The sequence below is a fragment of the Paenibacillus sp. FSL R10-2796 genome (assembly GCF_037965315.1).
Classification (GTDB): domain Bacteria; phylum Bacillota; class Bacilli; order Paenibacillales; family Paenibacillaceae; genus Paenibacillus_AQ; species Paenibacillus_AQ odorifer.
In genome coordinates, this window is the sequence record NZ_CP150178.1 from 3,481,384 (window position 1) to 3,502,752 (window position 21,369).

Consider the following 21,369-nt stretch of genomic DNA (forward strand, 5'->3'; position numbering starts at 1 on the left):
GGGATAGGAATCCTTCGAAAAATGCTATACTAGTTTCGTATTGAAGTAGCTATAAATAAAAGTCCGTATTCGCTTAATTGTCGGCCAGGAGGTTACCGATGAGGTTTGCACGTATCCGATCACAAATCGTTTTTTACTACTTGGCCTTACTAGTGGTTTCCATGATTGCAAGCGGTATTATGTACCAACGAATCAATGAGAAATTCACCGAGGAAAAGGTAGGTGAGGTATCGCTTCAAACCTTAAACGCCATGAATTCCGGAATCGAATCACTTCTTGACAGCACGAATAATTATTCCAAGATGATCGTGTCGAACAATACGGTTCAGGAAATTTTGGGCAGTGATCTGGCGGGTAACGACATCGGAATTTTAACTTACAAGCTAGAGGTGGCTCTGTCAGATTTTATGCTCGCAGAGCCCTCTATCTCTTCTGTCTATCTATTCGATAATGCAGGACGTAAGTTTGCGATTGATTTGCAGTCTGCAAAACCGATCAGAACAGATGGGATCGAGTCAGCGGAATGGTACTCCGAGGCAGTCGCCTTGGACGGAAAAGCAATTTGGAGGAAAAATGCCGGAGGTATCTTCAATTTTGAGACGAAGGAACCCCAGCAGGATCCACAATATATTTCTCTGATTCGTATCGTAAACGACATGAACACTTCCAAGAAAATAGGAGTATTAGTCGTGAACATTACGGTTCAGGAGCTGAAAAAAAGCTATGAACGTTCGATCAACGATAATAAACCTGATTTAATGATCGAAACTGGATATGAGACACTCCTTGATTTTACACGGCCTGAATTATCGAACTATACAAACTCTTCTATGCTTGATGTGCCGCTCGGCAGTAGCAAAATCGTAAAGATCAAAGATCATAATTATCTGATCTCTTCTCTGGTTTCAATGGATCGTGGTTGGAGGTTTACTAGCGCTCAGCCTTTGGGGGAATGGGAAAGCCCCTATCGTCAATTTAATCTGATGCTGTTAATGATTATGTTGTTTAATTTCATTTCTATATTTTTAGGTTCCGTCTGGATTTCTAGATTCATTACTACACCTATTTTACATATGCTGCGATCCATGAAAAAAGTGGAGATTGGAGATTTCAGTTTGGTTCGGTACGAGGCGAGAACGGATGAGCTGAACCAGTTGAAAGATAGGTATAACAATATGATTATGACCATTGAGCAAGCGCTGAAGCGGGAGAAAGAAGAACAGAAATTGATTCGGAAACTCGAATTGGATATTTTGCAGCAGCAAATTAAACCACATTTTTTATATAACACGTTAGAATCAGCTGGCTATTTAACTTTGTCAGGAAATAATAATGAGGCGTACCAGATTATTTCTGAGCTTGCAGCCTTCTATCGTCAGAGTCTTAGTAAGGGCAGTGATGTAGTAACGTTAAGAGAAGAAGTAGAGATCACTAAAAGTTATTTGAGTATACAAAATATTCGCTATCCAGAAATTTTCATCAGTGAAATTGAGGTGTCGGAAGAAGCTGAGTATGTTCGGATACCCAAATTGACGCTTCAGCCGCTTGTAGAAAATGCGCTTTATCATGGTATTCGCCCTTTAGGGGAGTGTGGTAAGATTCGCATCCTTGCCCGTATTCAGGGGAATCGACTGAAGCTAGTCGTGGAAGATGATGGTGTGGGGATGAATGAAGACAAACGTCGGGAAATGCAAGCTGAGCCCTATGGGCAAAATGAGTCCAGTTTTGGGTTGCGCGGTACTTTGATGCGTTTGAAGCTGTACTATGGGGCGGACATGAATTGTAGTTTGGTCAGTGCACCGGGAGAAGGAACTCGGATTGAATTGGAACTACCGCTTGAGGAGGGGAATAGTCATGGAGCTTGAACTGCTCAGAGCCATTATTGTGGATGATGAAATTAATGCGAGAAAAATTGTTCCCATCATTATAGATTGGCAAGCAGTTGGTTACAGATTCGTAGGTGAGGCCTCGAATGGAAGCGAAGCGTTAGATCTGATCGAAACCATGAAACCGGATGTAGTATTTACAGATATCAGTATGCCTTTTATGGATGGACTGGAATTAAGCCGGTTGATAAAAGAAAGGTATCCGCTAGTCAAAATTGTGATCATCACTGCACATCCCGAATTCGAATATGCAAAAAGAAGCCTGGACATTGGAGTGCAAAATTTTATCTTGAAGCCGCTCCAAGCCGAGGAGGTACGAAGAGTTGCGGTAGATCTTCATGGGAAAATCCGGGAAGAGACAGAGCGGTGGAACGAATATCAGGAGCTGAATCGACAGTTAAAAGAACACGCCGTTCAACTAAAAGAAAAATTTCTAAATGATTTGCTATCAGGCCTCTGGGACCCCGATCAGCTGGATAGCCGATTCCATTACTTTTTTCCTGAATCAGCGAACAGCTTGTTTTCAATCATGCTTATTGAACTTCAAATTCCCTTAGAAGAAGGGGAGGAACAACGAATCCTGCAGTCTTTGCGTTGTAAGAGGTTTATTGATTACGCGCTTGAAGAGTATGAGGGAATGGAAGTTTTTTTTGATAACAGTCAACGGATTGTCCTTCTTAATAGAAAAGATAATCAGAATCTTACGAAGATTGGAGAGTGGCTGGCCCAATCGCTCCATGAAAAGCTTGGATGTAAAGCTTGCATTGGCGTAGGTAGTACCTGTACGGATTTCAATAGGATCAAAGAATCCTATAAAGAGGCGCTGGAGGCAGTTAGATATGGTAAGTTAAAGGGCAGTAACGCCATCTATTTTTTTAATGATGAAATTCATTTCGGAGGCCGATCCTGGGAAGTTAAGACGAATGAAATTGAGGAAATTTTGTTTTTTGTAAAAGCTGGTGTCTTAGATAAGGCTGTGCAATCCATTGAGAAAATGTTTCAGGATTTGGAGAAGTCCAAGGCTTTTTCTGTGGAACGAGCTAGGCTGGTTTCGGCCCAATTTGTCTCCACATTAATCAATTCACTCGCTGAAATGGGAGTTATACTAGATAATAATCTTTCTTTCGATATTTCGCCATATAAAAGGATTTTTGAGCTCGATAGCCTGCCAGACATGCAACAGACATTACTTGAACTCACAGAGAAGGTAACCTCTCAAGTAATTCAGGCACGAAGCAAAAAAACTAATAATATTATTCATGAAGTTAAAGATTTTATTCAACAGGAGATGCACATTCCGGAGATGTCTTTATCCTATGTATCGAATAAATTCCACATGAATTCCAGTTACTTTAGCCGGATCTTTAAGCAGGACACAGGGATTAGCTTTACGGATTATCTTCTCAAGTGCAGAATGGAAAAAGCGGTGAAGCTTCTGAATGAAACGGATTGGAAAGCTTATCAAATTGCTGAAAAGGTCGGCATTAAAGATCCATTTTACTTCAGTAACTGTTTTAAAAAAGTAATGGGAGTATCCGTTCAGGAGTATAAGAAAAATAGTTTCCCCCTATAAATTGCTTCGTTGAATTTGATATTTTTTCTCTATAAGCCCGCACTTTATGCGGGTTTTTTATTGTTTTTTAAGATATAAAGTAAGCAATAATGATGTTACAAAATGGAAAAATGATCTTGACAGAAATGGTTTCTATCGTATACATTTGTATACATGAAGAGTACGTATACAAATGTATACACTGCAAAAGGAGGAAATAAAATGCGTGAAGGACATGTCGGCAAACGTGGCGGTCATAGGGAGCATGGAGAGCACAGAGATCGTGAGGGACGTGGCGAACACAGAGATCGTGGCTTTATGAAACATGGGATGACAGAATCAATGGATCCACATCCTAAAAGTGCTCAAACTTTTCGCCGTGGCAGAGCCATCGCTTTTTTAGATAAGCTTATGGTTAACCGGGCTACATTACAGCGGCAGTTAAATCAGCCTGAGCTTGAATCGATTAAACAAGTGGTTAGCGGTGAATTAAAAGCAACGGAAGCGATCATTGAAGAGTTTAAACAAATCTTTCAGATTCATGAGATCGCTCCAGAAGATACAACATCAAATGTTAATAAAGAGGAGAGTAAAGAAAAAGATGAAAATAACTGAGCTCATTAAAACTCGTAGAAGTACAAAACAATTCCAACAGACTCCAATTCGTGAAGAGGAGTTACATTCATGGCTGGAGGCTGCAAGTTACGCTCCTAATCATCGTATGACCGAACCTTGGGAGCTTCTTTTCATCGGACCCAATACTAGAGCGAAATTAAAGCATAAAACGGATTTTGGCAACGCACCTGTTGTTTTTGCAGTTCTGTCTAAGCCTGCCGCAACTGCGTTTGAACGCGATGAGAATGTTATGGCTGCTGCTTGTTTCGTACAAAATTTCTTATTAGCTGCACATGAAGCAGGTGTAGGTACGTATTGGGCTTCGCTGGGGGCTTTGCCTCATAATCGTGAGATTCTTAGTGTTCAAGAAAATTACGATGTTATTGGGATATTTGGAATGGGGTATCCGGAGGAAGTGCCGAATGCGAAACCCAGAACACCGATTAGTTCTAAAATCACGTATTTATCTTAAACAATTGAAGGTGGCGGAATGTGGAAGCTTAAGCATTATTTGAGGCCATATTGGGTGTGGTGTGTGTTGGCACCATTGCTGATGCTGGTCGAAGTGACTATGGATTTACTGCAGCCCACACTCATGGCGAGCATTGTGGATAAGGGTGTCATGACAAAAGATTTGTCTCATATTTTCTCGACCGGACTGATCATGCTTGGTGTAGCGTTTATCGGTCTAATTGGTGGGGTGGGCTGCACTATTTTTTCGAGTATTGCTTCTCAAAACTTCGGAAATGATTTGCGGATTAGCTTGTTTGAACATATTCAGAAATTTTCTAATAAGAACCTGGATCAATTGAAGACGGGCTCACTGATTACACGATTAACAAATGATGTGGTGCAGCTGCAAACCTTTGTGCAAATGATTTTGCGGAGTATTCGATCTCCCTTGCTATTAGTCGGAAGCTTGGTGATGGCGATCCGGATTAGTCCTATGCTGACCCTCATCCTAGCCGTTGCCGTGCCACTCTTGAGTTTAATATTATATGGATTAATCCGCCTTTCTTTTCCTTTGTTTCAGAAAATGCAGGTCAAATTAGACGGTGTGAACACAGTGTTGCAGGAAAATTTATCGGGCATCCGTGTAGTCAAAGCATTCGTCCGCGCTAACCATGAACAGAAACGCTTTAATACAGCTAACAAGGATTATACAGAAATTGCGATAAAAGCGGTACGGTTAATGTCATTAAATATGCCGCTAATGATGCTTGTACTAAATGCCAGTATTGTTGCTGTACTATGGTTTGGGGGAGTGCAAAGCTGGAACGGTGGGCTGCCAGTTGGTCAGCTGATCGCTTTTATTAACTATATAACCCAATTGTTGATGTCAATGCTGATGTTAAGCAATATGTTGACCTTCTTCTCACGAGCCAAGGTTTCTGCCGATCGGGAGAATGAAGTATTTTCCACCATTAGTGAGATTACAGAAGTTGCCAACGCTAAAAAAGATGCCATACACAACGGTCGGATCGTATTTGACAATGTATCTTTTGCTTATGATCCTACGGATGAAAATCTAGTGTTAGACGGTATTAATTTTACTGCGGAGCCAGGAGAAACAGTGGCCATTCTTGGTGCCACCGGTACTGGTAAATCATCATTGGTCAGCCTCATTCCCCGGTTTTACGAAGTGTCCTCTGGATCTATCACAATTGATGGCTCCGACACTCGTATGATTGCTCTGGAAGATTTGCGCAGCAGAATCGGATATGTTATGCAGCAGGCTATTCTGTTCAGCGGTACTATCCGCGATAATATCCGATATGGCAGACCGGATGCCACAGATGAGGAAGTGGAAGAAGCAGCAATAGCCGCTGAAGCTCACAATTTCATTTTAGAACTTCCACAGGGTTACGATACAGAGCTCGGCCAGCGTGGCATTAACCTGTCCGGTGGGCAAAAGCAGCGGCTTTCGATTGCACGGGCACTTTTAATTCAGCCAACAATCCTCATTATGGATGACAGCACTAGTGCGCTCGATGCAGCGACAGAGTCACGAATCCGGCAGATGTTAAAAACACGGCTGCGCAGCAGCACGAATATTTTGATAGCTCAACGTGTCACCTCTGTAATTGACGCTGATCGTATTCTGGTATTAGAAAACGGCCGAATTGCTGTACAAGGTACACATGATGGTCTTATGAACAGCAGTGAAATATACAGAGATATTTGGAGATCACAGATGAAGGGAGAGGAGGTGCCTTATGTCAAAGCTTAATAATGGCATGAACACCACTCCTTTTAATCGATCAGGCGGATTCGGACCTGGATCTGGATCTGGACCGGGATCTGGCCCCGGACGGGGCGGAGCTGTGCCAATCGTACGTGCTAAGAATCAAGCGGGCACACTCAAACGCATTTGGATGTATTTGAACCGCCAGCGGTTCGGGTTAATCATTGTGTATGTATTTACTGTGTTAAATGCAATTCTTTCGTTGATTGGGCCTTATCTAATCGGTAAAGCGATTGATACTGCGGTAATTCCTCACGATTATCAGGGTCTTATTCGTTTTTGTCTACTCCTAATCGGTATTTATGGGCTAAGCAGTGTGGTTGCTTGGGTGCAAGCCTATGTTATGACATCCGTCTCACAGAATACCGTGTTTGAGCTGCGTCGTGATCTGTTCAGCAAATATCAACAGCTACCGATTAAGTTTTTTGACACGCAAGCTAACGGAGAACTAATGAGCCGGGCAACCAACGACATAGAGAGCGTATCCAGTACACTTAATCAGAGTGTGACCCAGTTATTAAACAGTTTGATCACCCTAAGCGGTTCACTAGTGATCATGTTAATGATGAACGTTCCGTTGACCGTAGTTTCACTGATAACGATCCCTCTTGTGTTATTGTCCAGCCGTAAAATCATAGGTTTAAGTCGAACTTATTTTAAAAATCAGCAACGCCATCTAGGTGAGTTGGGTGGATTTATCGAAGAAACCATCAGCGGACAAAAAGTAGTCAAACAATACAGCAGGGAAGAGACAGAAGTGAAACGGTTCCGCAAAATCAGCGGAGAGTTGAATAAAGTCGGCATTAAGGCACAAATTGTTTCCGGATTAGTGGGACCGGTCATGAACATGATTAATAACCTTGGATTTGCGATCATTGCCGGGGTGGGTGGCTGGATGGCTTTTCATAACATGGCTACGGTTGGCGTAATCGTTAGCTTCCTTACGTATTCCAAACAGTTCGGACGACCGATCTCCGATCTTGCTAACCAGTACAATCTAATTCAGTCAGCAATTGCTGGTGCGGAGCGTGTGTTTGAAGTTATGGATATGCCATCCGAATATGGTGACGGTGATGAACAAAGTGACGATCTGCCACGGTTAAAAGGGAATGTTGTTTTCAAAGACGTTTCATTTGCTTACAAGCCAGATTCACCAATTCTGAGTGGGGTTACGTTTGAAGCAAAACCCGGAGAGAAAATTGCGCTTGTCGGCCCAACGGGTGCTGGAAAAACGACCATTGTCAACTTGCTGATCAGATTCTATGATTTGAGCAGCGGCTCCATATTCATTGATGGCCGCGATATTGGAGAGCTGGATAAAAATGCACTTCGTAGTCAATTGGGAATGGTATTGCAAGACGCGCATGTATTCTCGGGAACGATTCGGGAAAATATTCGCTTTGGACGTCTTGATGCGACAGACCAAGCGGTAGAGGAAGCGGCAAGATTGGCCAATGCAGATGCCTTTATCAATAGACTGCCGCATGGATATGAGACTATTCTCCATGCGGAAGGCAGTAATTTGAGCCACGGCCAGCGTCAGCTTTTAACGATTGCCCGCGCCATTCTAGCTGATCCAGCTATTTTGATCCTAGATGAGGCAACCAGCAGTGTGGATACGCGTACGGAAATGCATATTCAACAGGCGATGGAAAAGCTAATGAAGGGACGAACAAGCTTTGTGATCGCCCATAGGCTTAGTACCATCCAGGATGCTGATCGTATACTCGTTATTCAGGGTGGCGGAATTGCCGAGCAAGGCAGTCATAAAGAGCTTCTTGCGCTGCAAGGCGTTTATTACGAGCTGTACAATACCCAGTTCAAACGAGCGATTTAAAAGAATCATTACTTGAGCCGATAACATTTGTAAGTAGATGCTTTTATCGGACTCCTCTGACCTTAAAGACGAGATTTTCTGATTTTCAGAATGTTAAAGGACCCCACTGCAGCTATTGGCGTGAAAAACACCAAATATAAGTCACTTTCTAAGGAATAACATCCTTGAGGTCCGAAGCCCTGCTTCAAGAGCTGAAAACTACCAAATAACGTCATCTGGGACCGAAGTCCTTAAAAAGATGTGTAATCTATCGGCGTAATTAATGCCCGATAAAAAAGAGCGGCGATTCACCTATTATAGGAGAATCGCCGCTTTTTTTTTAAAATTCCTCTCTAATAACGTTCCGAGTTGTTCAGCCAAGACTTGATAGGTCACAGGTCTTTCATTCTTGAACCACCATTCCACTACCCCTGCATAAGCTGATGCAACAAAACTAATAATAACCTCTTCATTTAACCCTAGGTTTATTCCTGCGGTGACATTTACTTCATGCCGAAACTCGTCGAGAAGAAAGTTTAAGAAACGATTTCGGAAATAAGGAGCACCTTTACTCGCTAGCATCATAGAGAAGAAAGAATAATTTTTATCGAAGTATTCCGTCCAGGTCAACGTTGCCTCGATAAAATCCAATTCAGACGCCGATTCACAAAGTGTTCTTAGGACCTCTATATGTTCTTCGATAAGTTTATCTAACAAATCATATTTATCCAGATAATGAAGGTAGATCGTTCCCCGGCTTACATTTGCTGTGTCGGAGAGATCCTGTATGGTAATGTCGTCAAAATTTTTCTCAGACATTAGTTCAATAACAGCCTTTTTAAGCGCATCTTGAGTTTTGAGTATTCTTCTATCCACTTTAGACATTCGTGGTTCACCTAACTTTCAGAAAATACTGAACACATTCATAGGATCTGTTCAGTATTGAACAAAACAGAATCATCGTACAATTGAATGTATTTTGTAACTGTTTATAATAATAGACTATAGTCCATTAATGAATCAATATTCAATATCGAAAGGATGTTTATTCGCATGTCTAATATCCAAGATAAAGTCGTAATTATTACAGGTGCTTCTAGTGGGATTGGGGAAGCCGCTGCTATAGAACTAGCCTCTAAAGGAGCTAAGCTTGTCCTAGGCGCACGTCGTGAGGAACGTCTACAAAAGCTACAAGGAGAAATTGAACAAAGTGGTGGAACGGCCATCTACAAAGTAACAGACGTGACTTCCCAAACACAGATGGAAGAACTGGCTGCTTATGCACTTAAAAAGTTTGGCAAAATTGATGTATTAGTTAATAATGCGGGAATCATGCCACAAGCCTTTCTTTTTAAGAAAAAGGTGGATGAATGGGATCAAATGATTGACGTAAATATCAAAGGGGTTTTATATGCGATTGCAGCTGTTCTCCCCTCAATGAGAGAGCAAAAATCAGGTCATATTATTAATCTGTCATCGGTTGCTGGCCATAACATTTACCCAGGGGGTACAGTATATTGTGGCACCAAACATGCGGTTAGAGCAATTTCTGAAGGGCTTCGTCAAGAAGAAGCGATGAGTGGAACCAATATTCGTGTCACCAATGTTTCTCCAGGTGCCGTCAGCAGCGAATTGTTAGCTACTACCTCAGATGCAGAGTCAAAAGCTGGCTTGGATGAATTTTACAAAGTGGCTATTGATGCAGACAGCATTGCACGTGCGATCACATTTGCCATTGAGCAACCGTCAGATGTAGCTATCAATGAAATGATTATTCGTCCAACTGTTCAAGTTGGTTAAAAGGGGATCATTATGGACAGACCCTATATTATTTGCCATATGCTTACCTCATTGGATGGTAAAATCATCGGAGATTATTTGGATGAAGAACGGACTGCCTATTTTATTGATGAGTACGAAAATATTCATGATCGGTATGGATGTAAAGCTTGGATATGTGGCAGGATTACCATGGAGGAGAATTTTACATTAGGCAATAAACTAGAATTAGAGCAGAGTAACCTTTCAAGCATTCCAAGAACAGACTATATCGTTCAAAAAGATGCCTCAACATATGCAGTAGCTGTAGATCCCACTGGAAAATTAGGCTGGACCCAAAACTACATTTCAGAAGGAAGTCACAATAGAACAGAGGATCATATCATTGAAGTGCTTACAGAACAGGTATCTGATGCTTATCTAGCTTATCTGAAAAATCTAGGAATCTCATATATATTTGGTGGAAAAGAACGATTGAATTTTTCTGTAGTCGTGTGAAAGCTGAAACAATTATTCTCAATCGATAAATTGATGCTGGAGGGTGGGGGCGTTTTAAACGGGTCTTTCCTGAATGAAGATTTAATTGATGAGTTGAGCCTGGTTATAGTTCCCATCGCAGATGGTGCCTCTAATTCTGTGACCTTATTTGAAATGGATGCATCTATGAAACAACAGCCCCCAGCAAATCTTAGCTTAAAAAGTGTAGAAAAACTTACGGATGATGGGCTATGGTTGAAGTATGTAACACGGCGTGATTAAATCTATGTTTCTTAAAAAGCGCAAAGCAAAATATGCTTTGCGCTTTTTGAATTCGAGAAAGTAGTAAGCAATCTTCTCATTCCAAGCCTGCCAGATGCATCGTTTGTTTCAGACGATCTACGTTCACATAGATGTCCTCCAGTCCTGGAAAACGAATCGCAGGATCGGGTACACCTTGCCCGTACACCATATAATATTCGAGATTATTATGGTTGCTGATCATCCAATAGGTTGGAACAACGTGCTGGGCATGGAAAATTTCAATGACCTGTGTTCCAGGCTGGCAAAAAGCCAGATTAGCGAGTCCAGCACCATGTGGACCTACGATTACTTTCGCTGAGGCGAATAATTGGATTTGCTGGGCAACCGTCCAGTCCTCTAGACAAATCGGTACGATATTAAAATTCTCAAGGCAGCGGATGACATCATCTTCATTAACCAACCGTCTTGAGCTTGCTTTTTTTCGTGAAATATAAAAACGTTCCGGAGTGACTAGTGTTGTTTCTCTATGCGGTAACAAAAATCTGCGCAGTGTATCCGTGGTCCAAGGAGGATAATGTGAATTCATCATTAAGGAAGGGACGAGTAGCTGGTCAGCCTGAACATATGCTTCTGAATTCGTCCGGATCACCAATGACTCGGATATCCCAAGCATGGTCCACGTTTGTTCCACAAAGGGTCCATACGGATTTGGATTCATGATAATAGTGGAGTAAGTGATTCCGCTCGATTGAAGCATCGCTAATCTAGGAAGCACATCATACATCCAATGAAAATAGTTATGGGCTCCGCAAAAGGTTAACACCGCCGCGGTCCCGGCAAAATGTTGAAGCTGCGGATCATTCCACCGGTGAAACACTGGGTGCTCATCTGCTTCAAGCATCCTATATTGCTTGGCGTCATATTCTTGGGAAAGATCAAAGATCAATTTCCCTTCTGGTGTTAGAACAGCACCAGATTCTCCCCATACCTTCCCTCTGGAAATGGTGGCAACGTATCCGCCAAAGGGCTTCAAACAATAAGGTGTTAGTGCTGGAGCAATACTCGTTTCAATGCTTTTAGGCGCTCTGAACTCAGCCGCCCGTCCGAAGTCAAAAGGAACGACATTCCCCGCTTCCTTTGTACTGTTTTCGTTGTGGGAAGTAAAGTCCCAGATGCTTTGGTAATATCCTTGGGGTGGTACCCCTTGTGCAGAAAATAACATCATGTCACCTCATATTCCCAAGTAGAAGCGCAGAAAACTTATTAAGCTATTTTATGAAATGAAGAATCTTCGGACACAGACTTACACGGAAAGAGGCGGATGAACAAGATTTGATTCAAATGCTGTTATTACTTGATTAATAGGCTTGACATGGACTAGGATTGAATATAAATTCAGTTTATTCAAACGCCGTTTAAATCATCGATTAGGTGCAATGTACTGCTGGAAGTGTTAACTATTCCCCAGTTCCTTTTCATCGGTATGCGTTGGAGCTGTTTTATGAATTAATATGTACCCCTTTAAGACAGGGCATTAGGATATTACAATTTAATTGGAAAGTGTGGATTCGAGATATATGAAGTATACAAAACTTGGAAAAACGGGGCTGGACGTATCCCAACTGTGTTTAGGTTGTATGAGCTTTGGCGTTGCCGAACGTTGGATCCATCAATGGGTGCTTGATGAGAAGCAGAGCCGTGTTATCATAAAAAAAAGCGCTTGACCTGGGTATTAATTTTTTTGATACAGCGAATGTATACTCCGATGGAACGAGTGAAGAAATCGTTGGACGAGCGCTTAAGGATTATGCCAATCGAGACGAGATTGTTTTAGCAACTAAGGTCTTTAACCGTATGCATGAAGGTCCGAACGGAGCAGGATTATCCCGGAAAGCAATTATGAGTGAGATTGATAAGAGTCTCAAGAGATTGGGAACAGATTATGTAGATCTATATCAGATTCATCGCTGGGATTATCACACACCTATCGAAGAAACGATGGAAGCTCTTCATGATGTAGTGAAGGCTGGTAAGGCAAGATACATAGGTGCCTCAGCAATGTATGCTTGGCAGTTTCAAAAAGCGTTATATGTAGCGGAGAAAAACGGTTGGACCCGATTTGTATCTATGCAAAATCATCTCAATCTTATCTATCGTGAAGAAGAACGAGAGATGTTGCCGCTTTGTAAGGAAGAGAATATTGGTGTTATTCCCTATAGTCCCCTTGCATCAGGAAGACTTACGCGAGACTGGGCGGTATCAACTCATCGTTCAGAAACTGATCAGATTCAAAAATCTAAATATGATGGAACTGCCGATACCGATCAATTAGTCGTGGAGCGAGTTGCGACAATCGCCGAAAAACACGGTGTTCAACGGATTCATATCGCTCTTGCTTGGTTGCTTCAAAAAGAACCTGTTACGGCACCTATCATCGGGGCTACAAAAACATCGCATCTCGAAGATGCCGTAGGTGCGTTATCCATTACTTTAACCTCTGAAGAAATTGCGTTTTTAGAGGAGCCTTATGTACCACATTCCATCGTTGGTTTTAATTAATAAAAAATCAATGGGGGAGGATAATCCCGTAGAGCCGAAGTCAGCGATGTTTACCAACGTTTAACTGTATTTTGTACAGCTATATTCCTTCAAATCACTCAGCTCGGGGATATAAGTGTACTTCGTACATCTATTTCCTTGATTTTCTACCCATTAGGTAGGTTTGGTTGTTTTTAGTTGTATAAAGTGCAATTAAAGTATGAAGGTTCTTTCTGCGTACGGAATAAGTGTATAGAATGCAGTTATTTTCCAGATTCGATTAAGACGTAGAGCTAGAAGAATGCGGAGAGGAACTTCCGATCGCTTCAAGTCCAAGGTTTGTTAAAAGCGATTAGCGACCATTAGTCTGTTTATATTCACTTGCCCATAATCTGATCAGGTAATGCGCATTAATTCAAAAACACCAGGGAGTAATTTTCCAATAATAGGAGAATCGCTGCATGGTGTTCTTTTTTTACACTCAAAGCTTGTTCCTATAGACCTTGGGTGACATCCCATAGATTTTAGTGAATTGGCGAGTAAAATAATTACTATCACTAAACCCGCATTCATGTGAGATTTGGGTGATACTGAGATTAGAATGCTTTAATAGCCCGCAAGCCCGTTCCAGACGTAAACGATGAAGATAAGCGATCGGGGTTGTCTGATAGTAGGAGCGAAAGATCCGGTTTAAGTGTCTGACTGATATGTCCGAATGTTTGGCGATCTGATCCAGTGTTAACGGCTCAAGATAACGATCTTCCATATATGAGAGTGCATTCGCCAAATGCATCAGATGGTTCCCCTGAATCCCTTTTTCCTGTTGGTCATATTGTCTGGACAAATAGACGACCAGTTCCATAAACTTGGAGCCCAGCATGGTCTGATAACCCTGTAGCTTGTTGTGATATTCTTCAATCATGCCCGCAATGAGAAAAGAGACATACTCCAGGTTAGGAATCGGCAAGCTGAGTTTGCTTGTGTAGGAATGTTTATGGCGATACAGGGGTTCCAACACAAATAAGGCTTGAAAGCCGTTGGATGTCCGCAAATCTGCCCCAGCTGTCGATAGCATTTCAGGCTGAAACATAATATTGCAGATCTTGAAATCCTGAGGATCTTTAAAAGCATGCGGGGTCGAACCATTAATTACAAACACATTTCCCTTTTTGATAAAAGACTCCTCAGTATTAACAATATGTGTAGCTGTGCCACTCAATACAATTACGAGCTCTGAAAAGTCCGCATGTCTATGTAGATCGGTGTCTTCGTCGTGATAGCCGTATTGAATAAAAAATGGAAATTGACGATCAGATGTAAACCATTTTAAATAAAATTCACTCAACTCGTTACCCTCCAAAAGCTTGTCTAGATGAATGTCTATATCATGCTATTTTAGGACCGAATAATCAAGGCTTTCTATCCAGTGGAAGCAGTATAATCCTTGACATAGGTTTCAGTGATTAAGATAGAGAAGGAGAATACTACATGAAATATAACAATCCGATTATCCCGGGGTTTTATCCAGATCCAAGCATTTGCAGAGTAGACGAGGATTATTATCTGGTAAACAGTTCATTTGCCTATTCTCCGGGAATACCCATTTGGCACAGCAAGGATTTGGTGCATTGGAAGCAGCTTGGGTACTGTTTGACTCGTGAGAATCAGCTTCAATTTGATGAATCCGTGGTGTCCGGAGGTGTTTGGGCGCCGACTCTTCGTTATTATAACGGTCGTTTTTATATGGTTACGACAAATCAGGATAGCGGAGGGAAATTCCCTGAGGGTCCACATCTTTACAAAATAAACGATTACTACTATTTGATGTGTGCGGAAGGTGGGACAGAGTATGGACATATGGAGACTATTGCAAGAAGTAGATCGCCATATGGGCCTTATGAATCGTCTCCTCACAATCCCATTTTGACACATCGAAGTTCAGATTACCCCATTCAAGCTACAGGGCATGCCGATTTAGTTGAAGCACAGGATGGTAGCTGGTGGGCGGTATTTCTGGGGATTCGACCAGTAGGTTATCCTTACCGTCATCATCTTGGCAGAGAGACATATTTGGCTCCTGTTCAGTGGACGGAGGAGGGGTGGCCAATGATTGGTGATAACGGAGTGGTTGGTTTAGAAATGGAAGCTGACCTGCCTTCACCAATGCCGTGGGAAGAAGAGCCTGAAACCGACGATTTTGATCAATCTGACCTAAGAATGAGCTGGAATTTCATTCGTAATGCTAATAAGGTGGATTGGTCATTGCAGGAACGGGGAGGGTGGCTAGCTTTACGTGGATCAGATGTGAGATTAAATGAGAAGGGTACGCCTGCTTTTATTGGCTGTAGACAGCGGCATTTGAATTGTGGAATTACCACCAAAATGGAATTTAGCCCTCTTGAGAGTGACGAAGCTGGTCTTGTAGTTTTTATGGATCAGAAGTATCACTACGCAATTGGACTAACGCAGATGGAAGATAAAAATGTTATTGCGCTGCGCAGACAGGTAGGGAGCATTAGTGATGTGGCATATTCTTCGGCTTTCGAAGGAACAGGGGTAGAATTGAGAATCCAGGCATTACCTGAAAAATATATATTTTACTATCGAGGTGTGGATCAAATATGGCATCTGCTTGGCGAAGCCGAGACACACTTGATATCTACTGAAGTCGCAGGCGGATTTACTGGAGTATTCTTCGGCATGTATAACTACTCTCCTTATGGAACAACTGCTTATTATGATTGGTTTAGTTATCAAAAGAAATAAAAGGCGGTCGGCTACGTGATCGTCAGAAAAAGCAGTGTTAGCTTGTGAAAAATACAAAGCAGCGATTCTCCAAGTATGGATGAATCGCTGCTTTGTATTTTTTGGTTGTTGGATTTAGTTGTTTTTTGGTTGTTGTTGTTGTTGTTGTTGTTGTTGTTGTTGTTGTTGTTGTTGTTGTTGTTGTTTGGATATCGTTGTTTTTTTGTCGTCGTTGGTTGTCTGCCTCAGCTTGTATTTATCAACCTCTTAGGCTTAAGGACTCAGAGGACGTTATTTGCGTATTTATCACTTTTTAAGCATAGTTTCGGACCCCAATGCAGCTATTACTTCGAAATAGATTCATATTGAGTGTTTTTTGAGCCAATAGCGGCTATGCGGTCCTTTAGCATCCCAAATGTGAGATAATACTGCGTTTAAGGTCCCCTGGGTCCGATAGTGATCAGCAGATAGGATAAGCCTGATAGGATAAACCTGATAGGATAAGCCTGATAGGACCAGCCCGATAGAATCAGCGTGTGCGCAAAGGTTACCCATACAAGTTGGTGTTAAGCTGATAGTTCCATATTGTGAATGAAGAACACGTTCGCTTTTATCCAATGAGCATATCTTCCTTCAAACGCTTGATGTCTGCTCTAGGGGGTGAACCAAACATCCGAGAATATTCGCGGCTGAATTGTGATGCACTTTCATAGCCAACACGGAACGCGACATCCGCTGCATCCGCTGATTCAGATAATAAAAGGCGGCGAGCTTCCTGTAAGCGCAGATGCTTTTGAAACTGAATAGGACTCATGGCAGTTACCTCTTTGAAGTGTCTATGGAACGAAGAAATACTCATATTGGCTGTTTCAGCAAGCTCTTCAATCCGCAAAGGTTTATCACAGTTCTCGATAATCTGTTCGATGGCCTCCCGAATGCGGTAGGTGCTGCTACCTTCCATCGCAATTTGAGCGAGTGTAACTCCATAGGGTCCCTGCAGAAGCCGGTATAGAATTTCATCAGTATAAATCGGAGCCAAAAACGGAATGTCCTTGGGATCATCCAGCAAACGTACCAATCTCAGGATCGCATCCAATAGTGATAACTCTATCTGCCCGACATACATAGCTCGCTTAGCATTTTCTTTCGGAGCGAGTTTAAATTCGGAATCATTTAGTACTTTCAAAATCTGACTCTGCGTGAATTCTAGCTTAAAGCTTAAATAGGGTGCGTTGGGAGAAGCTTTTATAATCTGACCGATAACGGGTAAATTCATTGATGATATTAGATAATTTGCGGGACCATACTCAAAACGCTCCTTGGCCAATAAGATCTCCTTTGTTCCCTGCGCAATGAAACATAAAGAAGGTTTGTATACTCTGTATACTGGCTCGGTCACATTGGAGTTACGAATCACAAACAATGAGGGGATAGCGGTCTCATATACTCCATCCTGGCTCGAATGATGTTCAATCAATCTGGCGAGTTCTTCTTTCCGCTCTAGTAATTCTTTAGACATGTGCTCCTCCTAATGTTTTGTTCTTATTCAATTATAAAGTAAAAACATCTTTTGTGTTAGTGATAGTGAGAGGAATAGGCAATCATTTAAGATAATTGAGATAACGGCGTCCCCTTCATTTATCGCATAATTAGAACTAAGAAAGGGGTTTTGAAATTGAGCAATGTTTTGATCTTAGGCGCTAACGGCGGAATTGCACGTCATGCGATTGATTTGTTTTTGAACGAAACCGATGCCCGGTTAACACTATATCTCCGAAACTCGGACAGATTAAGCCATATAACATCCAGCCGCACTCGAGTAGTTGAAGGAGATGTGTTGGATAGTGAGCAATTAAAAGAAGCGATGATCGGGCAAGATGTTGTTTATGCTAATCTGGCAGGTAATTTGGAGAAAATGTCTAAGACCATCGTTGAAGCAATGAACACCACTGGTCTTAAACGTTTGATTTTTATCAGCTCAATGGGCATTTACGATGAAGTTCCAGGAGAGAAGTACAGCAGTATATTGGATCCATATCGTAAATCTGCAGAAATTATTGAAGCTTCAAATCTTAACTATACAATTCTGAGACCTGGATGGTTTACCTATAAAGACGAGATAGACTACGAAACAACTCAGAAAGGTGAACCTTTTAAAGGGAGAGAAGTGTCGCGAAAAAGTGTGGCTGCATTAGTTGTTAAATTGGCCGAGTCACCAGATATGGAAATTCGCCGCAGTTTAGGAGTAAACAAACCCAAAATCTAAAGGAGACACAAACTAATGGAATATACAAAACTTGGTCGTACTGGTTTGGATGTATCTAGAATTTGTCTTGGTTGTATGAGTTACGGAGTACCTGAACGTGGAATGGCTCCGTGGTCGCTAAATGAGGAGCAGAGCAGACCCTTTATTAAAAGAGCACTGGAGCTTGGCATCAACTTCTTTGATACGGCTAATGTATACTCTGACGGAACAAGCGAAGAAATTGTCGGACGTGCCTTAAAAGAATTCGCTCGCCGCGATGAGGTAGTCATTGCTACAAAGGTGTTTTTCCGGATGCATCAGGGACCAAATGGAGCAGGACTTTCACGCAAAGCGATTATGACCGAAATAGACAACAGTCTAAAACGGCTGGGCACAGATTATGTGGACCTATACCAGATCCATCGTTGGGATAATGACACTCCTATCGAAGAGACCATGGAGGCCCTTCATGACGTAGTAAAGGCAGGTAAAGTTAGATATATTGGAGCGTCCTCTATGTATGCTTGGCAGTTCTTGCAGGCACAGCATGTTGCTGAGCGTAACGGTTGGACTAAATTTGTCTCTATGCAAAATTACTTGAATCTACTCTACAGGGAAGAAGAACGGGAAATGTTGCCTCTTTGCCGGGAAGAAGGAATCGGTGTGATCCCATGGAGTCCGCTTGCTAAAGGTCGACTAACCCGTGATTGGAATGAACAAACAGCTCGTTCAGAGATAGACGAAGTCGGAAAGGCATTTTATGCAAAAATGGCTGAGGCTGACCGCAAGGTTGTTGAGGTAGTTGCCGAAATTGCGGCAAAGCGCGGGATTCCACGTGCCCAAGTAGCGCTTGCTTGGGTTCTGCAAAAAGAGCAAGTAACATCGCCTATCATTGGTGCAACCAAAGCAAATCATCTGGAGGACGCCGTTGCAGCGGTATCAGTGAAGCTGGAGCCAAGTGAAATAGCGAGTCTGGAAGAGCCTTATGTGCCACACCCAGTTATAGGAAATCTAAGCTAGATAAAAAGCGTGATACCCTTGGGGATCGCGCCTTTTTTTTACCTAAGCTAAACTTTCATCTACCATTTAGTGCCTTTAGAAACTTGTCTTTAGTTTGGCTTAATCGTTGCTCAGCACCATGCGGGTGCAAGGGTTTGCATAAATAGGTGAATAAGAAAACACATTCCAATCGATAAAAATGACATGTTAATTCTTCTTAAGCCAAGGTAATATGTATCCGATATGTGAGAGTGAATATAGAAAAGGAGATGAACTCTTTATTATTAATTCCACATTGAAGCATACGCACATGAATACTGAAATTGGCCAACCAGCCATCCTCAATCCAAGTCAGGTGTACCCGACGGTTTCCTTCACACCGTGTGTTAACGGAAGGGTTGCCTGTGAATTGATTTTTGATAGAACGAAACTGGTGACTGAGTTGCCTGAGACTCCTATGGTTAAAGACTCGTTAATGGAATGGACACCGTTAGGCACGGCTGATCTACTGGGTACTTATGAACTGCGAATGACCCTCAAGCAGGACGGAAAAGCTCCTCAGTATGACTCATATTATTTTACCGTGCTGGATCCAAAGAGCATCCCCGCGGGACAGAGCACAATCGCTTTCCTTGGTAACGATGGAATGATGATGTATATCGGTGATTATCGAGGTAATCGGATCTTGGACTTTTCTAATGCGGGTTATAGGGGTGGTGGTGTTGAGATCCCGAATATTCCCGTTAAGTCGACCGTTCTACCCTTGGACGGAGACGCGACGGACCGTATTCAGGTGGCAATTGACCAGTTGGCTATGCTCCCGCTCGATAAGAACGGATTCCGCGGGGCAGTCCTTTTGAAAAAAGGCAGATATGAAGTCGGAGGCACGTTGTTCATTAAAGCAAGCGGGATCGTCCTTCGCGGTGAAGGTCAGGACAAAGAGGGCACTATTCTCTATGGTACCGGAGCGAAACTGCGAAATCTAATTGAAATTGGTGAAAATGCAGATCTTATGCTGGACAGCAACTCGAAGCAGATGATTTCAGATTTGTATGTGCCCTCAGGCTCGCGTTCTTTCCATGTAGAAGACGGGGGTGCTTACAATGTAGGCGATCAGATCATAGTCCGCAGAATAGGTAATAAAAACTGGATTCACGAAATTGGTATGGATAACATCTATAAGCGCCCGGGTGGAACCGTAACCCAATGGTCACCGTTCAATCTGGATTTTGACCGAGTCATCACTGCTATTGTAGGTAATACGATTACGGTCGATGCCCCATTGGCGAATGCTATCGAACGTCAGTGGGGCGGCGGAGAGATCTATAAATATACAGACCATGCCCGCATTCAGCAGGTGGGGGTAGAGAAAATGAGGGTAGAGTCCGATTTTGACCCAAGCATTATAGATATTAAGATGGATAACGATACAACAGATCCTTATTATGCGGACGAAAAACATGCTGAACGTTTCGTCGTGTTCAACAGTGTGAAGAATGGCTGGGTTCGAGAGGTGAGAGGTTACCATTTGTCCTATTCTCTCGTTCAAATGAAGCGTTATTCCAAATGGGTTACGGTTCAGGACTGTCAAATGTACGATATGATCAGTGTGGTTACTGGGGGTCGCCGTTATGTCATACATCAGATGGGCCAGCTAAATCTCGCTCAACGTATTTATACAGAGACGGCGCGGCATGCGTTCACCGTCGATAGCTGGGTACCGGGGCCGAATGTATTTCTGGATGGAGAAGCTGTTGAAAATTATAACACCAGTGAACCTCATCATCGCTGGTCAGTCGGAGGCCTGTTCGATAATATCAAAGCTCCCATCTCTATTCGGGATAGGGCGTGGTTAGGCAGCGGACATGGCTGGGCAGGTGCGAATTATGTGACTTGGAATACACAAGGAGAGCTCACTTTACAGCGGCCACCAACCGCTCAAAACTACGCCATTGGCCATGTTGGTAGCAAGATACCCGGACTGCTTCCTAACGATTATGATTCCCGGCCCCGTGAAGATGGATATTGGTGCAGTTGCGGTCAACATGTCGTCATTAATAGTCTCTACAAGCAGCAGCTGATGGAACGTTTAGGTCGAAATGCGCTCAATAATATAAAAAAATAATTTACAGTAGGGTGCGGAATTTTCCGCATCCTTTTTAGTTTGGATCATAAAAAAACACAACCCCTAACAATCTATGCCATGGA

At 42.5% G+C, this 21,369-nt stretch carries 16 protein-coding genes and 1 pseudogene; 13 read left to right on the plus strand and 4 right to left on the minus strand.

What is annotated here, in order from left to right:
- Positions 1-98 precede the first annotated feature (98 nt).
- The 6 genes from NST58_RS15900 (at position 99) to NST58_RS15925 (ending at position 8,135) form a co-directional block, all read left to right on the plus strand.
- Positions 99-1,865, plus strand: coding sequence for a sensor histidine kinase (locus tag NST58_RS15900; RefSeq protein WP_076303775.1), 1,767 nt, complete (start codon positions 99-101; stop codon positions 1,863-1,865).
- Complete coding sequence (locus NST58_RS15905; protein WP_076303774.1) at positions 1,855-3,459, plus strand: response regulator; 1,605 nt, start codon at positions 1,855-1,857, stop codon at positions 3,457-3,459. The genes NST58_RS15900 and NST58_RS15905 overlap by 11 nt, the downstream gene beginning before the upstream one ends.
- Before the next feature lie 201 nt (positions 3,460-3,660).
- Positions 3,661-4,053, plus strand: coding sequence for a hypothetical protein (locus NST58_RS15910; RefSeq protein ID WP_076217567.1), 393 nt, complete (start codon positions 3,661-3,663; stop codon positions 4,051-4,053).
- On the plus strand, positions 4,040-4,525 hold the full coding sequence (locus tag NST58_RS15915) for a nitroreductase (RefSeq protein WP_339248694.1): 486 nt from the start codon (positions 4,040-4,042) through the stop codon (positions 4,523-4,525). Before NST58_RS15910 ends, NST58_RS15915 begins: the two co-directional genes overlap by 14 nt.
- An 18-nt stretch (positions 4,526-4,543) precedes the next feature.
- Complete coding sequence (locus NST58_RS15920) at positions 4,544-6,283, plus strand: ABC transporter ATP-binding protein (protein ID WP_076302066.1); 1,740 nt, start codon at positions 4,544-4,546, stop codon at positions 6,281-6,283.
- Entirely contained in the window at positions 6,270-8,135 is a 1,866-nt protein-coding gene (locus NST58_RS15925) for an ABC transporter ATP-binding protein (protein WP_339248696.1), read from the plus strand. Before NST58_RS15920 ends, NST58_RS15925 begins: the two co-directional genes overlap by 14 nt.
- A 294-nt stretch (positions 8,136-8,429) precedes the next feature.
- Here NST58_RS15925 and NST58_RS15930 read toward each other — a convergent pair whose 3' ends face one another.
- Positions 8,430-8,999 carry a TetR/AcrR family transcriptional regulator gene (locus tag NST58_RS15930; RefSeq protein WP_339248697.1) on the minus strand — a complete coding sequence of 190 codons (570 nt, stop codon included), beginning with the start codon at positions 8,997-8,999 and terminating at the stop codon, positions 8,430-8,432.
- A gap of 168 nt (positions 9,000-9,167) precedes the next feature.
- On the opposite strand from NST58_RS15930, the gene NST58_RS15935 reads away from it, so the two are divergent.
- Together NST58_RS15935 and NST58_RS15940 are read left to right on the plus strand one after the other, a co-directional pair.
- Positions 9,168-9,914: an SDR family oxidoreductase gene (locus NST58_RS15935; protein WP_076217570.1), complete on the plus strand. Its 747-nt coding sequence runs from the start codon at positions 9,168-9,170 to the stop codon at positions 9,912-9,914.
- A 12-nt stretch (positions 9,915-9,926) separates the two neighbouring features.
- Entirely contained in the window at positions 9,927-10,391 is a 465-nt protein-coding gene (locus NST58_RS15940; protein WP_339248699.1) for a hypothetical protein, read from the plus strand.
- A 337-nt stretch (positions 10,392-10,728) separates the two neighbouring features.
- On the opposite strand, the gene NST58_RS15945 is transcribed toward NST58_RS15940, so the two are convergent.
- Positions 10,729-11,859: a glycosyltransferase family 61 protein gene (locus NST58_RS15945; RefSeq protein ID WP_081387454.1), complete on the minus strand. Its 1,131-nt coding sequence runs from the start codon at positions 11,857-11,859 to the stop codon at positions 10,729-10,731.
- A 352-nt stretch (positions 11,860-12,211) separates the two neighbouring features.
- On the opposite strand from NST58_RS15945, the pseudogene NST58_RS15950 reads away from it, so the two are divergent.
- A pseudogene (locus NST58_RS15950) lies at positions 12,212-13,193 on the plus strand (aldo/keto reductase).
- Positions 13,194-13,653: 460 nt separating this feature from the next.
- On the opposite strand, the gene NST58_RS15955 reads toward NST58_RS15950, so the two are convergent.
- Positions 13,654-14,517 carry an AraC family transcriptional regulator gene (locus NST58_RS15955; protein WP_339248701.1) on the minus strand — a complete coding sequence of 288 codons (864 nt, stop codon included), beginning with the start codon at positions 14,515-14,517 and terminating at the stop codon, positions 13,654-13,656.
- A gap of 143 nt (positions 14,518-14,660) precedes the next feature.
- Here NST58_RS15955 and NST58_RS15960 point away from each other — a divergent pair, with 143 nt between their 5' ends.
- Positions 14,661-15,938 (plus strand): family 43 glycosylhydrolase, encoded by a 1,278-nt coding sequence (locus tag NST58_RS15960; RefSeq protein WP_339248703.1) that lies wholly within the window; start codon positions 14,661-14,663, stop codon positions 15,936-15,938.
- Positions 15,939-16,527: 589 nt separating this feature from the next.
- Here the strand turns inward: NST58_RS15960 and NST58_RS15965 are convergent.
- Positions 16,528-17,436 carry an AraC family transcriptional regulator gene (locus tag NST58_RS15965; RefSeq protein ID WP_076278454.1) on the minus strand — a complete coding sequence of 303 codons (909 nt, stop codon included), beginning with the start codon at positions 17,434-17,436 and terminating at the stop codon, positions 16,528-16,530.
- 156 nt (positions 17,437-17,592) lie between these two features.
- On the opposite strand from NST58_RS15965, the gene NST58_RS15970 reads away from it, so the two are divergent.
- The 3 genes from NST58_RS15970 (at position 17,593) to NST58_RS15980 (ending at position 21,286) form a co-directional block, all read left to right on the plus strand.
- Positions 17,593-18,183: an SDR family oxidoreductase gene (locus NST58_RS15970; protein ID WP_339248706.1), complete on the plus strand. Its 591-nt coding sequence runs from the start codon at positions 17,593-17,595 to the stop codon at positions 18,181-18,183.
- A gap of 15 nt (positions 18,184-18,198) precedes the next feature.
- Positions 18,199-19,182 carry an aldo/keto reductase gene (locus NST58_RS15975; protein ID WP_076184577.1) on the plus strand — a complete coding sequence of 328 codons (984 nt, stop codon included), beginning with the start codon at positions 18,199-18,201 and terminating at the stop codon, positions 19,180-19,182.
- A 289-nt stretch (positions 19,183-19,471) separates the two neighbouring features.
- Entirely contained in the window at positions 19,472-21,286 is a 1,815-nt protein-coding gene (locus NST58_RS15980) for a hypothetical protein (protein WP_076280649.1), read from the plus strand.
- Positions 21,287-21,369 lie beyond the last annotated feature (83 nt).

Bases quoted from the DNA above. Each gene is read 5' to 3' on its own strand.
- NST58_RS15920 (WP_076302066.1), top strand. From the start codon at position 4,544: ATGTGGAAGCTTAAGCATTATTTGAGGCCATATTGGGTGTGGTGTGTG.
- NST58_RS15945 (WP_081387454.1), bottom strand. From the start codon at position 11,859: ATGATGTTATTTTCTGCACAAGGGGTACCACCCCAAGGATATTACCAA.
- NST58_RS15965 (WP_076278454.1), bottom strand. From the start codon at position 17,436: ATGTCTAAAGAATTACTAGAGCGGAAAGAAGAACTCGCCAGATTGATT.
- NST58_RS15975 (WP_076184577.1), top strand. From the start codon at position 18,199: ATGGAATATACAAAACTTGGTCGTACTGGTTTGGATGTATCTAGAATT.
- NST58_RS15980 (WP_076280649.1), top strand. From the start codon at position 19,472: ATGAATACTGAAATTGGCCAACCAGCCATCCTCAATCCAAGTCAGGTG.
- NST58_RS15960 (WP_339248703.1), top strand. From the start codon at position 14,661: ATGAAATATAACAATCCGATTATCCCGGGGTTTTATCCAGATCCAAGC.
- NST58_RS15930 (WP_339248697.1), bottom strand. From the start codon at position 8,999: ATGTCTAAAGTGGATAGAAGAATACTCAAAACTCAAGATGCGCTTAAA.
- NST58_RS15915 (WP_339248694.1), top strand. From the start codon at position 4,040: ATGAAAATAACTGAGCTCATTAAAACTCGTAGAAGTACAAAACAATTC.
- NST58_RS15925 (WP_339248696.1), top strand. From the start codon at position 6,270: ATGTCAAAGCTTAATAATGGCATGAACACCACTCCTTTTAATCGATCA.
- NST58_RS15940 (WP_339248699.1), top strand. From the start codon at position 9,927: ATGGACAGACCCTATATTATTTGCCATATGCTTACCTCATTGGATGGT.
- NST58_RS15935 (WP_076217570.1), top strand. From the start codon at position 9,168: ATGTCTAATATCCAAGATAAAGTCGTAATTATTACAGGTGCTTCTAGT.
- NST58_RS15910 (WP_076217567.1), top strand. From the start codon at position 3,661: ATGCGTGAAGGACATGTCGGCAAACGTGGCGGTCATAGGGAGCATGGA.
- NST58_RS15900 (WP_076303775.1), top strand. From the start codon at position 99: ATGAGGTTTGCACGTATCCGATCACAAATCGTTTTTTACTACTTGGCC.
- NST58_RS15905 (WP_076303774.1), top strand. From the start codon at position 1,855: ATGGAGCTTGAACTGCTCAGAGCCATTATTGTGGATGATGAAATTAAT.